Below are 15,097 nucleotides of genomic sequence, written 5' to 3'. Positions count from 1 at the left end.
GATCAATGAGTGGTGTTGAGCGCCTTGGGCTTGACCCACACAGCGTAGGCAATGAGCAGCAGCACGATCCAGATTGCGCCGACGATCAAGGCTGCACGGTTGTCCGGGAAGTAACCCAGCACGCCGAAGATGAACAGCATGAAGGCGATGGCAGCCGCCGGCCCGTAAGGCCAGAACGGCACGGCGAATTTCAGCTGTGCCGCTTCCTCGCGGCTCATCGAGCGGCGCATGGCGACCTGCGTCAGCAGAATCATCAGCCATACCCACACGGTGGCGAAGGTGGCCAGCGAAGCGATCAGCAGGAACACGTCCTTGGGGATCAGGTAGTTGAGCAGCACGCCGCCCAGCAGCGCGATGCCCATGACCAGCACGGTCATCCACGGCACGCCATGGCGCGACACGCGGGCAAAACTGGCGGGCGCCTGACCTTCACGGGCCAGGCCATACATCATGCGGCCTGCGCCGAAGATGTCGCTGTTGATCGCCGAGACGGCAGCCGAGATCACCACGATGTTGAGGATGGTCGCCGCCGAGGCGATACCCAGGTTGTCGAAAATCTGCACGAACGGGCTGCCCTGCGTGCCGATCTGCGGCCACGGGTAGATGCACATCAGCACGAACAGAGTCAGCACGTAGAACAGCAGAATGCGCAGCGGCACGGCATTGATCGCTTGCGGCAGGCTGCGTCGCGGGTCCTTCGCTTCGCCTGCGGTAATGCCGATGATTTCGATGCCGCCGAAGGCAAACATCACCACCGCGAACGAGGCGATCAGGCCGGTGACACCGTTGGGCATGAAGCCGCCATGCGCCCACAGGTTGCTGATGCCGATTTCGCTGCCGCTGGCCGAGCTGCCGATACCGAAGATCATGATGCCGAAGCCTGCGACGATCATCGCCACGATGGCGCTGACCTTGAGGATCGACAGCCAGAACTCGGTTTCACCAAAGACTTTCACGTTGCACAGGTTGAGCGCGCCGATCAGAAAGACGATGCCCAGCACCCAGATCCAGCGCGGCACTTCCGGAAACCAGAAGCCCATGTAGATGCCGAATGCGGTCACGTCGGCGAGGCAGACGATGATCATCTCGAACGCATAGGTCCAGCCGAGCACGAAGCCGGCCAGCGGGCCCATGTAGCGCGTGGCGTAATGGCTGAACGAACCGGACACCGGGTCGTGGACCGCCATTTCGCCGAGCGCGCGCATCACCATGTACACCGCCGCGCCGCCGATCAGGTAAGCCAGCAGTACGGCAGGCCCGGCCTGTTGAATCGCCGAGGCCGAGCCGTAGAACAACCCTGTACCGATGGCAGAGCCCAGGGCCATGAAGCGGATGTGGCGGGCGGATAACCCGCGTTTCAAACCATCTTGTGACGTCATTTCAGGTCCATTTCATTACAGGTATGGCAAAAGCCGCGAGAACGTCTGCATCCGGCCTCCCGCAGCGATGACCAAAGCGAGCCCTGCCAGGCTCGCGGTGCATCACAGACTCGGTAGCAGACGTGCAGGAACCAGCGGGTTCAGGCAAGTGGAGGACAGCAGCTGACTGGCAGCTTCGATGTCCGGTGCAAAAAAGCGGTCCTTTTCATAGAACGGGACCTTGCTGCGCAACAGGCTGCGGGCTTGCTCCAGCTTCGGAGAGGTTTTCAGACCTTCACGCAAGTCCAGACCCTGGCAGGCAGCCAACCATTCTACGGCAAGAATCCCGCGAACGTTTTCTGCCATTTCCCATAAGCGCTTGCCGGCGGCCGGGGCCATCGACACATGGTCTTCCTGATTGGCCGAGGTTGGCAGGCTGTCGACACTGTGTGGATGGGCCAATGCCTTGTTTTCACTGGCCAGTGCGGCGGCGGTCACCTGCGCGATCATGAACCCGGAATTGACGCCGCCGTTGGCCACCAGGAAGGGCGGCAACTGCGACATGTGCTTGTCCATCATCAGCGAAATGCGTCGTTCGCTGAGCGAGCCGATCTCGGCGATGGCCAGCGCGAGGTTGTCCGCTGCCATGGCGACCGGCTCAGCGTGAAAATTGCCACCGGATATGACGTCGTTCTCGGCGGCAAACACCAGCGGGTTGTCGGACACCGCGTTGGCTTCGATTTCCAGCACCTCGGCGGCCTGACGCAGCTGTGTCAGGCATGCGCCCATGACCTGTGGCTGGCAGCGCAACGAGTAGGGGTCCTGAACCTTGTCGCAATTGCGGTGCGACTCGGACACGCCGCTGCTTTCGCCCAGCAGGTCGCGGTAGCAGGCCGCCGCGTCGATCTGCCCGCGCTGCCCGCGTGCGGCATGAATGCGCGCGTCGAAGGGCGAGCGCGAACCGAGTACTGCTTCCACAGTCAACGAGCCGCAAGTCAGAGCCGCAGCGAACAGGTCTTCGCCCTCGAACAAGCCGCGCAGTGCATACGCGGTGGAAACTTGCGTGCCGTTGAGCAGTGCCAGCCCTTCCTTGGCGGCGAGGGTCAGCGGTTGCAGCCCGGCAGCCGCCAGCGCGTCGACGCCGTTCAGCCATTCGCCCTTGTAGCGCGCCTTACCTTCGCCCAGCAGCACCAGCGACATGTGCGCCAGCGGCGCCAGGTCACCGGAAGCACCGACCGAGCCCTTGAGCGGAATATGCGGGTAGACCTCGGCATTGATCAGCGCAATCAGGGCGTCGATGACCACGCGCCGAATGCCCGAGAAGCCGCGGCTCAGGCTGTTGACCTTGAGCACCATGATCAGACGCACCAGCTCATCGCTGATCGGCTGACCGACACCGGCCGCATGCGACAACACCAGCGAACGCTGCAGGTTTTCCAGGTCTTCGCTGGCAATCCGCGTCGAAGCGAGCAGGCCGAAGCCGGTGTTGATGCCGTAGGCGGTGCGGTTCTCGGCCAGAATGCGCTCGACACAGGCGACGCTGTCGTCGATCTGCTGGTTCGCGCTGCTGTCCAGCGTCAGGCTGACCGGCTGCAGATAAATGCCGCGCAGTTGTGCCAGGGTCAGTTGGCCGGGGATCAGGTTCAGCGTCTTGGCAGATAAGGTGGTCACGATGCTGCTACTCCTTGATGGATGTCAGCGACGGCGTGTGGCCGTACGCTGCTTTTATAGGCCTGCCGCGTTGTCACGGCAGTGCTGGAAAACCCTTTCCAGCGACGTTTCGTCTTTGAGCAGGGCCGCGCTGCTGGCGATGTCCGGGGCCAGCCAGCGGTCTTCGTCGTAGGCCGGAATGCGCTCGCGCAGCAGTCGCCACGCGGCACCGGTGCCCACGCCAAAACCCTGTGTCTTGAGAAATTCGAACGCCTGGGCCGCGAGCAGATACTCGATGGCCAGAATCTGCGTGGTATTGCCCAGCACCTTGTGCAGCTTGAGCGCGGCGCTGGTGCCCAGGCTCAGGTGATCCTCCTGCAGACCGGAGGTCACGTAGTTGTCGACCACGGCCGGTTGCGCCATCTGGCGGTTTTCCGCGCACAGCGAAGCGGCGACGTACTGGACGATCATCATTCCCGAGTTGACGCCCGGCTGGGTGACCAGAAACGCCGGCAGGCCGCTGACCATAGGGTTGATCAGGCGGTCGAGGCGTCGTTCGGCGATCGAGCCCAGCTCGGCCATCGCCATGCACAGCAGGTCTGCCGCCATGGCCACCGACTGGCCGTGTGGATTGGCCTGGGACACCACGCGGAAAGCCTCGGGCGTGCCGAGCAGCAGCGGGTTATCGGTGACTGAATTGAGCTCGATCTCGACCTGCCGAGTGGCGTGAGCCAACTGGTCGCGGGTGGCGCCATGCACCTGGGGAATCGAACGGATACTCAGCGCATCTTGAGTGCGAATGCCTTCACTGCTGGCGAGCACGTCGCTGCCTGCCAACAACATGCGCAGGTTCTTGCCCACCTGCTGCATGCCCGGATGCGGCTTGAGGGCGAGAATGCTTGCATCGAATGCGTCCAGCTGGCCGCGCAGGGCTTCGAAGCTCATCGCGCCGATCACGTCTGCCCATTGGCTCAGGCGCTCGGCATCAGCGATGGCCAGACAGCTCAGGCCGGTCATGCACGGTGTGCCGTTGACCAGACACAAACCGTCCTTGGCTCCGAGGATGACCGGAACCAGACCCTCTTCGTTCAAGGCCTGCTCAGCCGGGACGATCTGCCCGCGATAGCTGACCTGACCGATGCCCAGTAACGCGATACCGACGTGCGCCATGTGCGTCAGATAACCCACCGAACCCTGCGCCGGTACTTGCGGCGTGATGCCGCGGTTGAGCAGGGCCAGCAGCGCTTCGACCACTTGCCGGTGAATGCCGGACTTGCCCTGGCTGTAGTTGAGAATCGCGGCGCAGATGATTGCGCGGGTCTGCTCGTCGGCCAGTGGCGTACCGACGCCGCAGGCATGGCTGAGCAGGGTATTGCGCGACAGGCGACTGAGCTGTTCGCCTTGCAGTGACACATTGCACAACGCGCCGAGCCCGGTGTTCACGCCATAGGCGCGCTCGCCGCTGACGACGATGCGCTGCACGATGGCCTGAGCGTTGTCGATCCGTGCCCAAGCGGCGTCCGACAGGACCAGTCTTGCGCCATGTCGGGCCACGGCGACCACGTCCTGCCAGCCCGCAGGTGCTTCACCGATGACGATCTGTTCTGCTCGCGACATCTGCAACGGTCCTTAAAGGGTGGCTACGCGGCGCTGAACGAAACGATCCACGTAATCGTCGGCGGGCGAATGAAGGATTTCTTTCGGCGTACCGACCTGAATCAATCGCCCGTCCTTGAGGATCGCGATGCGATTGCCGATGCGCACGGCCTCGTCCAGGTCGTGGGTAATGAACACGATGGTCTTGTGCAGACTGGCTTGCAGCTCCAGCAACTGGTCCTGCATCTCGGCGCGGATCAGCGGGTCGAGGGCGCTGAATGCTTCGTCCATCAGAATGATGTCGGTGTCGGCCGCCAGTGCGCGGGCCAGACCTACACGCTGACGCATGCCGCCGGAAAGCTGGTGCGGGTATTTGTTTTCGTAGCCCTTGAGGCCTACGGTGGTGATCCAGTGCTGCGCGCGTTCCTGACACAGCGCTTTGCTCTCGCCACGCACGGTCAGGCCGTAGGCCACGTTGGCCAGCACGGTCTTGTGCGGCAACAGGCCGAAGCTCTGGAACACCATACTGATCTTGTGCCGGCGGAATTGGCGCAAAGCCTCCATGTCGTAACGCAGGATGTCTTCGCCATCGACCAGAATCTCGCCGCTGGTAGGGTCGATCAGCCGGTTGAAGTGGCGCACCAGCGTTGATTTTCCCGAGCCGGACAGGCCCATGATGACGAAGATTTCGCCGCTGCCGATCGACAGCGACAGGTCGTTGACCCCGACCACGCAGCCGGTCTGGGCCAGCACCTGGTCCTTGCTGTGGTTTTGCTGGATCAACTGCAGTGCTTCCTTGGAGCGGTTGCCGAAGATCTTGAACACGTTTTTGACGACGATTTTGTTCGGTTCCACGCTGCTCATTTGTGCGCCTCATGCCGTGGGCGGCCATAGGCCTGCGTGATACGGTCGATGACGACCGCCAGAATGACAATGGCCAGGCCCGCTTCCAGCCCGCGCCCGACGTTGAGGGTCTGAATGCCCACCAGCACGTCTTCGCCAAGCCCGCGTGCGCCGATCATCGAGGCAATCACCACCATCGACAGCGCCATCATGGTGGTCTGGTTGATCCCGGCCATGATGCTCGGCATCGCCAGCGGCAGTTGCACACCGAACAGTTGCTGCCAGCGGTTGGCGCCGAACGCGTTGATGGCTTCCATCACTTCACCGTCCACCTGACGAATGCCCAGATCGGTCAGACGAATCAGCGGCGGCGCGGCGTAAATCACCGTGGCGAAGATCGCCGGAACCTTGCCCAGACCGAACAGCATCAGCACCGGGATCAGGTAAACGAAGCTGGGCATGGTCTGCATGATGTCGAGCAGCGGCATCAGCACCGAGCGCAGACGATTGCTGCGTGCCGAAAGAATGCCCAGCGGAATGCCGATCAGCACCGCGATGATCGTGGCGACCAGCATCAGCGCCAGGGTCTGCATCAGCTTGTCCCACAACCCGACCGCACCGACCAGAAACAGCAGGCCGACGATGACCAGCGTCGTGACGATCTTGCGTGTCGCGTGCCAGGCAATGCCGCCGACGATCATCAGCATCAGCCACCACGGCGCCATGCGCAGCAGGCCTTCGAGGTTGACGATGGCCCATAGCAGGGTGTCGGAGATGTGCCGGAACACATCGCCGTACTGCGTGACCAGTGAGTCGACGCCATCGTTGACCCAGTTGGCGATCGAGAAAGTGAAGCTTTCAGGAAACATAAGCGGCTCTCAAATGAGGTGTGTCGGGTCAACGACAGGGCTGTCGAACCGTTCAGTCCGACAGCCCGGTCGTTTACAACGAAGCGTCCACCTTCTTCGCGGCGTCTTCGCTGACCCATTTGTGCCAGACTTCGGGGTGCTCTTTCAGGAAAATCTTCGCCAGCTTCGGCGATTCGATGCGTTCCTTGGCCATGCGCCCCAGGTTCTGGTTGAGCAGGTCGATCGGCAGGTTGACCTTTTCCAGGATGGCGACCAGTTCAGGGGCCTCATCGTGGAACACTTTGGACACGCCGACCTTGATATCGATCGTCTTGTTGACCCCGGCTTTCTCCTCCAGACGCACCAGGTCTACCTGACCCATGAGCGGCGTGGGTGACCAATAGTAGGTCAGGATCGGCTCGCCACGTTTGTAACTGGAGAGAATCGCCGCATCCAGCGCGGGGCCGGTGCCCGGGCGGAAGTTGGTGTATTTGCTTTCCAGGCCGTAGCTCTTGAGCATTTCGCTGTTTTCCAGCTCACAGGTCCAGCCGGCCGGACAGTTGTAGAAGCGGCCCTTGCCAGGCTCTTCCTGATCCTTGAACACGGCTGAATACTGGGCCAGATCGCTGATGGATTTCAGGTTGGGTGCCTTGGCTTCCAGCTTGCGTTTGGCATCGCCTTCGATCACGTAGCGTGGCACGTACCAGCCTTCCACAGCGCCGACGATCGGTGCGCCGACACCGACCACCTTGCCGGCAGCGGCGGCCTTGTTCCAGACCTCGCTGCGACCTACCCATTCTTCGGCAAAGATCTGGATATCGTTGGTGCCCAGGGCATTTTCCATGGCGATGGAATTGCCGGGCAGGGCGTCAACGGTGCAGCCGTAACCCTTGTCCAGAATGACCTGCAGTACATCGGTCAGCAGCATCGCGCTTTCCCAGTTAAGACCGGCGAATTTCACCGGCTTGCCTGATTCGCACCAGCCAGCAGCCTGACTTGCGCCTGCGCTGGCGAGCAGGCCAGCGGATACCAATGTGGTCAACAGGGCCTTTTTCATATTCATTGTCGATGCTCCTAAGCCTTAAATGGATGACGGCAGCTTCAAGTAGGCATCCGGCCCGTGGGCATGCTCATGCCCGTCCCCGACGTGTGCCGGCCTGATGGCCGACAACGTTGTCAACGTCCGATCATTGGCAGGTTCAAGCCCTGCTCTCTGGCACAGTCGATAGCGATGTCGTAACCGGCATCGGCATGGCGCATCACCCCGGTGGCCGGGTCGTTATGCAGCACGCGGGCAATACGCTCGGCGGCTTCGTCCGTGCCGTCGCAGACGATTACCATCCCGGAATGCTGCGAGAAGCCCATGCCGACGCCGCCACCGTGGTGCAGCGAGACCCAGGTCGCACCGCTGGCGGTGTTGAGCAGAGCATTGAGCAGCGGCCAGTCGGAAACAGCGTCGGAGCCGTCACGCATGGATTCGGTTTCGCGGTTGGGGCTGGCGACCGAGCCGGAGTCCAGGTGGTCGCGACCGATCACCACCGGTGCCGACAACTCGCCACTGCGGACCATCTCATTGAACGCCAGACCCAGTCTGGCGCGTTGACCCAGGCCGACCCAGCAGATACGCGCTGGCAGGCCCTGGAAGCTGATGCGCTCGCGGGCCATGTCCAGCCAGTTGTGCAGGTGCTCGTCGTCCGGGATCAGCTCTTTGACTTTGGCGTCGGTCTTGTAGATGTCCTGCGGGTCGCCCGACAGCGCGGCCCAGCGGAACGGCCCGATGCCACGGCAGAACAGCGGACGGATGTAGGCGGGGACGAAGCCTGGAAAATCGAAGGCATTGGTGACGCCGACTTCCTTGGCCATCTGACGGATATTGTTGCCGTAGTCGAAGGTCGGAATGCCGGCTTGCTGGAAGGCGAGCATGGCTTCGACGTGCTCGGCCATCGACTGCTTGGCGGCCTTGACCACACTGGCCGGTTCGCTCACCGAACGGGCACGGTACTCGTCCCAGGTCCAGCCTTTGGGCAGGTAACCATTGAGCGGGTCGTGGGCGCTGGTCTGGTCGGTGACCATGTCCGGGCGCACACCGCGACGGACCATTTCCGGCAGGATTTCCGCCGCGTTGCCACACAGGGCGATGGAGATGGCTTTGCCTTCGGCCGTGTATTTGGCGATACGCGCCAGTGCGTCATCGAGATCTGCGGCCTGTTCGTCAACGTAGCGGGTCTTGATGCGGAAATCGATGCGGCTCTGCTGGCATTCTATGTTCAGCGAGCAGGCCCCGGCCAATGTCGCGGCCAGCGGCTGCGCGCCACCCATGCCGCCCAGACCTGCGGTGAGCACCCAGCGGCCCTTGAGGTTGCCGTCATAGTGCTGGCGACCGGCTTCGACGAAGGTTTCGTAAGTGCCTTGCACGATGCCCTGGCTGCCGATGTAGATCCAGCTGCCGGCGGTCATCTGGCCATACATGGCCAGGCCCTTGGCATCCAGTTCGTTGAAGTGCTCCCAACTGGCCCAGTGCGGTACCAGGTTGGAGTTGGCGATCAATACGCGAGGGGCGTTGCTGTGGGTCTTGAACACGCCGACCGGCTTGCCGGACTGTACCAGCAGGGTTTCATCATCGTTGAGCTGAGTGAGGCTCTCGACGATCTTGTCGTAGCACTCCCAGTTGCGCGCGGCGCGGCCGATGCCGCCGTAAACCACCAGCTCATTGGGGTTTTCGGCGACTTCCGGGTCGAGATTGTTCATCAACATGCGTAGCGGCGCTTCGGTCAGCCAGCTCTTGGCAGTCAATTGAGTACCGCGTGCAGCCCGCACGACGCCTTCGCGATGGCGGGTCCAGTCCTGCTTCAGGTCTTGATTATTCTCGGTCACAAAAAAATCCTCGGCGATCAATTCGAACCAGCCCGATGAAGGGCGAGCAAAGCCTGGCGAAGCAGGCCGATTCAGTTGGGTAGAAGGCGGAATGTTTAGCCTGTCTCTACTTGTACATACAAGCATGTGCAATCAAAAGACCAACTTTGCGCCTTTGCTGTTTTTTGCTCATCGAATTGGCCTGAAGGGCTTTATTTACGGGGTCTTGCGGTTTTGGTCAGCACGAAAGCATTTTTCCGAGAAGAGCGCGGTGCTGTTACCTGAATGACTTTTTGCGCAGTTTTGGGGCAGTCGGTAACAGGTTGGTGCGGTGACGATGTGTGCAGCGTTCGGGCCGGGATTGAAGCGCCATGAGCGTTCACAGAGCGCGCATTTGACAGGCTGCAAATGGCCTCTTTGGCGTGGGAACGAACCCGCTCAAGCATGCGTCATACCCACGCCTGAGCCTGCATTCACCGGCCCGCGATTAGGTCTCGCGGGGGTTTTCATGTTTAAATTGAACGCTCGTTCAAGTTAAACCGGTGGTTCGCTGCCCGCTCACAACAGGAGGCTTACCCTTGCCGTATCCGCTTTTTGCAGTTGGTTTTATCAGTCCGGAGGCACTCAACCGATGAGTTCTGCGAGTTCCTCTTCAAGCGGCATGGTTCGCATGAATGCTCCAGTGTTCTATTTCGCTGCGAGTTTTATTCTGATTTTCGGCATCGTCGTGATCGCGTTCCCGCAAGCCAGCGGCGAATGGCTGCTGGCGGCTCAAAACTGGGCGGCCAACACGGTCGGCTGGTACTACATGATGGTCATGACCCTGTACCTGGTCTTCGTGGTGGTCACCGCCTTGTCGGGCTTCGGCAAGATCAAGCTCGGTGCCGACCACGACGAACCCGAGTTCAGTTACCTGTCATGGGCCGGGATGCTGTTTGCCGCCGGCATCAGCATCACGCTGTTCTTTTTCTGCGTTTCAGAGCCCCTGACGCACCTGCTGCAGCCGCCGCAGGGCGAGGGTGGCACCGCAGAAGCTGCGCGCCAGGGCATGCAGTTGCTGTTTCTGCACTGGGGCCTGCATGGCTGGGGCGTGTTTGCCTTCGTCGGTATGGCGCTGGCCTATTTCGCTTATCGCCACAACCTGCCGCTGGCCATGCGTTCGGCGCTGTATCCGCTGATTGGTAAACGCATCAATGGTCCTATCGGTTATGCCGTCGATGGCTTCGGCATCATTGCGACCATCTTCGGTCTCGGCGCAGACATGGGCTTCGGGGTGCTGCACCTCAATTCCGGTCTGGACTACCTGTTCGGCGTGGCGCACACCCACTGGATTCAGGTCGGTCTGATTACCCTGATGATGGGCGCGGCGATTCTGGTGGCGATCGCCGGTGTCGACAAGGGCGTGCGCGTCATGTCCGACATCAATATGTTGCTGGCCTGCGCGCTGCTGCTGTTCGTGCTGTTTGCCGGCCCGACTCAGCACTTGCTCAACACGCTGGTGCAGAACATCGGTGACTACCTGGGCGCTCTGCCGAGCAAGAGTTTCGACGTGTATGCCTATAACGAGCCGAGTGACTGGCTGGGCGGCTGGACGGTGTTCTATTGGGCCTGGTGGATTGCCTGGGCGCCGTTTGTGGGCCTGTTCATTGCGCGTATTTCCCGTGGCCGGACCATCCGTGAGTTTGTCTTCGGTGTCTTGCTGATCCCGCTGGGCTTCACCCTGGCGTGGATGTCGATCTTCGGTAACAGCGCGATCGATCAAGTGCTCAACCATGGCATGACGGCGCTGGGTCAGTCGGCTATCGACGATCCGTCGATGACCCTGTACCTGCTGCTGGAAACCTATCCGTGGAGCAAGACGGTGATTGCCGTCACGGTGTTCATCAGCTTCGTGTTCTTCGTCACCTCGGCCGACTCGGGCACGGTGGTGCTGTCGACACTGTCAGCCAAAGGCGGCAACCCTGACGAAGACGGTCCGAAATGGCTGCGGGTGTTCTGGGGTGTGGCCACGGCGCTGATCACCAGTGGCCTGTTGTTCTCGGGCAGCATCGATGCACTGAAATCGGCTGTAGTGCTGACGTCGTTGCCGTTCTCGCTGATTCTGCTGCTGATGATGTGGGGCCTGCACAAGGCGTTCGTCATGGAGTCGCAGCGCAAGATCGCGCAGTTGTACTCGCTGGCGCCGGTATCCGGTTCACGACGCGGCGGTTGGCGGCAGCGTCTGAGCCAGGCGGTGCATTACCCGTCGCGAGACGAGGTGTACCGCTTCCTTGATCAGACCGTGCGTCCGGCGATTGAAGAAGTGACAGCGGTGTTCGTCGAGAAGGGCTTGAACGTGGTCAACGTCCCCGATCCGTCCAACGACTCGGTGACCCTGGAAATCGGTCACGGCGAAGAGCGTCCGTTCATCTACCAGGTGCAGATGAAAGGCTTCTTCACCCCGTCGTTCGCCCGTGGCGGCATGGGCTCCAAGCAATTGAACAACCGCCGCTACTACCGCGCCGAGGTTCACTTGAGCGAGGGCAGTCAGGACTACGACCTGGTGGGTTACACCAAGGAACAAGTCATCAACGACGTGCTCGATCAGTACGAACGGCATATGCAGTTCCTGCACCTGGTGCGTTGATCGAGGGGGGGGGGGCGGTTACGACTATCGTTCCTCACGCTCTGCGCCTCACCTCGTGTTCAGGCCAGGACGCGGAGCGTCCAGAACGGCATACCCACGCGGAGCATGGGTGCGATGGTGTTTGCCCGGACACCTCACGCGCTACCCGTTCCGCGATCTTCCTGACGGCTATCGTTCCTCACGCTCCCGCATAGGAATGCCCTTCGTGACGCTCCGCGTCACATCTGCGCCGCGCCGCATGTTCAGGCCAGGACGCGGAGCGTCCAGAACGGCATACCCACGCGGAGCATGGGCACGATAGTGTTTGCCCGGACACCTCGCGCGCTACCCGTTCCGCGATCTTCCTGACGACTATCGTTCCTCACGCTCCGGCGTGGGGATACCTTGGGTGACGCACCGCGTCACACATCTGCGCCGCGCCGCATGTTCAGGCCAGGACGCGGAGCGTCCAGAACGGCATACCCACGCGGAGCATGGGTGCGATGGTGTTTGCCCGGACACCTCACGCGCTACCCGTTCCGCGATCTTCCTGACGGCTATCGTTCCTCACGCTCCAGCGTGGGAATGCCCTTCGTGACGCACCGCGTCACACATCTGCGCCGCGGCGCATGTTCAGGAGAGGACGCGGAGCGTCCAGAACGGCATACCCACGCGGAGCATGGGTACGATGGTGTTTGCCCGGACACCTCGCGCGCTATCCGTTCCGCGATCTCCCTGACGATTATCGTTCCTCACGCTCCAGCGTGGGAATGCCCTTCGTGACGCTCCGCGTCACACATCTGCGCCTCGGCGTTTGCGTGTCTGGGGCTTTTCGTCGGCCATGCTCGATCACTTCGCATAAAAGTAAAAGGAATATAAAACTAATTTTTCAGTATTGGACGATCTATAAGTCGTTTTCCGATACTGGTGATGTTAGCGCTAACAAAGATGGTTTTTCTGCTACTCGCCACCGCGAATGCCCGGACCCGGTTTAGTCAGCACGCACAGGCGACAGTGCGCATCGCACTGTCGGATCAGGGCATATTTCAGGTAGGCACGCAGATGCACACAACAGGTGGGGATGGCGTCAGACACACGCTTCTGGCGCAGGCGATCGATCAGGCTCATACCGCTCGGGGGCGTCGTTGTGGGTGGTTGTTGATGGGGCTGACGGCATTGCCGTGTGTTCCGGCCATGGCGGAGACAGCGGCAGGGCAGAACACAGAAACGGTAGCGCTGGAATCGGTGACCGTGACCGCCACACGCCGCGAAGAGTCGCTGCAAAAAGTACCGGTCGCCGTGTCCGTGATCGAGGGCGAACAACTGGAGCGCGATAACCGTAATGGCGTGGCCAGCATCGTGCAGCAGGTGCCGTCGTTGAATTTCCGCACCGGGGCTTCCAACAAGGACACTTCGCTGTTCGTTCGCGGTGTCGGCACCATTTCCACCTCGCCAGGCGTCGAACCGACCGTGGCCACGGTGATCGATGGCGTCGTGTATGCGCGGCCGGGTCAGGCCACGCTGGACTTGCTCGACCTGGAACGCATCGAAGTACTGCGCGGCCCGCAAGGCACGCTGTTTGGCAAGAATGCTTCGGCGGGCGTGCTCAACGTCACCACCAAGGCACCGACCGAAGCGACTCACGGTTACATCGATCAGTCCTATTACAGCGGCAACGAAAGCCGCACCCGTTTCGGCATTGGCGGCAGCCTGATTCCGCAGACCCTCAAAGGCTCGATCACGACGTTGTTCGGCAGCTATGACGGCAATGTCGACAACAAGCTCAATGGTCAGGAAGTCAACGGTTACAACCGCAAGGGTGCCCGCGGCAAGCTGGAATTCACACCCAATGACGACATCACCTTCACCCTTGCAGCGGACTACATGCAGTCCCATGACGATGCACCCAACGGTGTCGTAACCAAGGCGCTGACCCCGTCCTTCGCCAGTGCCCTGGCGCCGGTACGTGCCGACAGCGATAACCGCAATGTCGTCAGCGATTACCGCAGCCATGTCGAGGACGTCAACAAAGGCCTGTCCGGCCAGCTCGACTGGCAACTGGGCGACTACACCCTGACCTCGATTACCGCCTGGCGTGGTTGGGACAACACCCAGTATCAGGACGGCGACCGGCTTGGCACTGTCACCGCGGCGTTCCCCGGCACTGAAGACAAGGGCGATCTGGCGTTCAACCAGTATTCCCAGGAGTTGCGTCTGGCGTCGCCGAAAGGCCGGTTTGTCGAGTACGTCGGCGGGCTGTTTTACATGCACGGCAAGAGCGACGAGACCTATCAGCGCACGCTGATCACACCGACGACTCAGGATCGCGGCATCGCCGATTACAGCACCACCACCGACAGTTATTCGGTGTTCGGCGAAACCACGTTCAACTTCACCCCGGACTTGCGTGCGATTGCCGGGGCACGCTGGACCCACGACGACCTGGAATACGATCATCGCCGCGTATCGACATCGGCTACCACCGTCAGCGGCATTCAGCCAGCAACCAGCAGTTCCGGCTCGGTGGATGAAGACGGCAAGTCCGGACGCCTCGGTTTGCAGTACGACCTGAGCGACAGTGTGATGACCTACATCACCTACTCGCGCGGCTACAAAGGCCCGGCCTACAACGTGTTCTTCAACATGCAGCCGCGTGACACCGAGGCGCTCAAGCCGGAAACCTCGAACACCTGGGAGGTCGGCCTCAAGGCCACCACCTGGAACAATCGCCTGACCACCAACCTGGCGGTGTTCCACAGCGAGTACGACAACTATCAGGCGAATTTCTTCGACAGTGTTGCCGGGCAGGTCGTGACGCGCCTGATCAACGCAGGCAGCGTCAGCACCGAAGGCGTCGAGCTGGATTACGCCCTGCAAGCCACCCGAAACCTGAAATTCTCCGGGGCGTTGTCCTACACCAGAGCACGCATCGACAGCTTTGCCTGCCCGGCCGGTGCGGCGGCGTCCTGCAATGTCGACGGCAAGACCCTGCCGTACAGCCCGGACTGGAAAAGCTACGTTCGTGCCGATTACACCATCCCGCTGGACAACGGCCTGGATATCGAACTGGGCACCGATTACAGCTGGCAGAGCGAAGTGCAGTACGACATCAGCCAGAACCCGGACACCAGGCAGGGTGCTTACGGCATCTGGAACGCCAGCGTGGCACTGGCCGATTACAACAGTGGCTGGCGCGTTGCATTGCTGGGCAAGAACCTGGCGGACAAGTCCTACTCGCCAATGCTGGCGACCGGGGGCAACTACGTTTATCGATCAGTGCCGCGTGATGATGAACGTTATTTCGGCGTGCAGTTGCGCAAGGATTTTTGAGCCGAGACCCCAGG

The 15,097-nt window shown here is 61.3% G+C and carries 10 protein-coding genes; 2 read left to right on the top strand and 8 right to left on the bottom strand.

Translation table 11 applies throughout. The features are described from left to right. Positions 1 to 2 precede the first annotated feature (2 nt). The 7 genes from KUIN1_RS25490 to hutU all read right to left on the bottom strand — a co-directional run bounded on the left by KUIN1_RS25490 (position 3) and on the right by hutU (position 9,169). Complete coding sequence (locus KUIN1_RS25490; RefSeq protein ID WP_024641051.1) at positions 3 to 1,379, bottom strand: amino acid permease; 1,377 nt, start codon at positions 1,377 to 1,379, stop codon at positions 3 to 5. A 102-nt stretch (positions 1,380 to 1,481) separates the two neighbouring features. Next, positions 1,482 to 3,029 (bottom strand): histidine ammonia-lyase, encoded by a 1,548-nt coding sequence (gene hutH / locus KUIN1_RS25485; protein WP_024640071.1) that lies wholly within the window; start codon positions 3,027 to 3,029, stop codon positions 1,482 to 1,484. Positions 3,030 to 3,083: 54 nt separating this feature from the next. After that, positions 3,084 to 4,625, bottom strand: a complete 1,542-nt coding sequence (locus tag KUIN1_RS25480) for an HAL/PAL/TAL family ammonia-lyase (RefSeq protein ID WP_003405248.1) — start codon at positions 4,623 to 4,625, stop codon at positions 3,084 to 3,086. Positions 4,626 to 4,637: 12 nt separating this feature from the next. After that, on the bottom strand, positions 4,638 to 5,468 hold the full coding sequence (locus KUIN1_RS25475; RefSeq protein WP_003405246.1) for a quaternary amine ABC transporter ATP-binding protein: 831 nt from the start codon (positions 5,466 to 5,468) through the stop codon (positions 4,638 to 4,640). Continuing rightward, entirely contained in the window at positions 5,465 to 6,316 is an 852-nt protein-coding gene (locus KUIN1_RS25470; RefSeq protein WP_003343849.1) for an ABC transporter permease, read from the bottom strand. Before KUIN1_RS25470 ends, KUIN1_RS25475 begins: the two co-directional genes overlap by 4 nt. A 73-nt stretch (positions 6,317 to 6,389) precedes the next feature. Further along, positions 6,390 to 7,358 (bottom strand): ABC transporter substrate-binding protein, encoded by a 969-nt coding sequence (locus KUIN1_RS25465; RefSeq protein WP_003405245.1) that lies wholly within the window; start codon positions 7,356 to 7,358, stop codon positions 6,390 to 6,392. Between the two features lie 113 nt (positions 7,359 to 7,471). After that, complete coding sequence (gene hutU / locus KUIN1_RS25460; protein ID WP_024641052.1) at positions 7,472 to 9,169, bottom strand: urocanate hydratase; 1,698 nt, start codon at positions 9,167 to 9,169, stop codon at positions 7,472 to 7,474. A 649-nt stretch (positions 9,170 to 9,818) separates the two neighbouring features. Between hutU and betT the strand changes: the two genes are divergently transcribed. Then, positions 9,819 to 11,774 carry a choline transporter BetT gene (gene betT / locus KUIN1_RS25455; protein WP_232060036.1) on the top strand — a complete coding sequence of 652 codons (1,956 nt, stop codon included), beginning with the start codon at positions 9,819 to 9,821 and terminating at the stop codon, positions 11,772 to 11,774. 939 nt (positions 11,775 to 12,713) lie between these two features. Here betT and KUIN1_RS28170 read toward each other — a convergent pair. Beyond that, a complete protein-coding gene (locus KUIN1_RS28170) occupies positions 12,714 to 12,881 on the bottom strand; it encodes a hypothetical protein (RefSeq protein WP_003405242.1) in 168 nt (55 codons plus the stop codon). On the opposite strand from KUIN1_RS28170, the gene KUIN1_RS25440 reads away from it, so the two are divergent. Then, positions 12,816 to 15,083 (top strand): TonB-dependent receptor, encoded by a 2,268-nt coding sequence (locus KUIN1_RS25440; RefSeq protein ID WP_152092360.1) that lies wholly within the window; start codon positions 12,816 to 12,818, stop codon positions 15,081 to 15,083. The two genes, KUIN1_RS28170 and KUIN1_RS25440, sit on opposite strands and share 66 nt — an antisense overlap. The last annotated feature ends 14 nt before the right edge of the window (positions 15,084 to 15,097 follow it).

This window comes from Pseudomonas sp. KUIN-1, assembly GCF_009176725.1.
GTDB lineage: Bacteria > Pseudomonadota > Gammaproteobacteria > Pseudomonadales > Pseudomonadaceae > Aquipseudomonas > Aquipseudomonas fragariae.
Note: the sequence above shows the minus strand (reverse complement) of the source record. Positions and strands in the feature narration are given on the sequence as shown.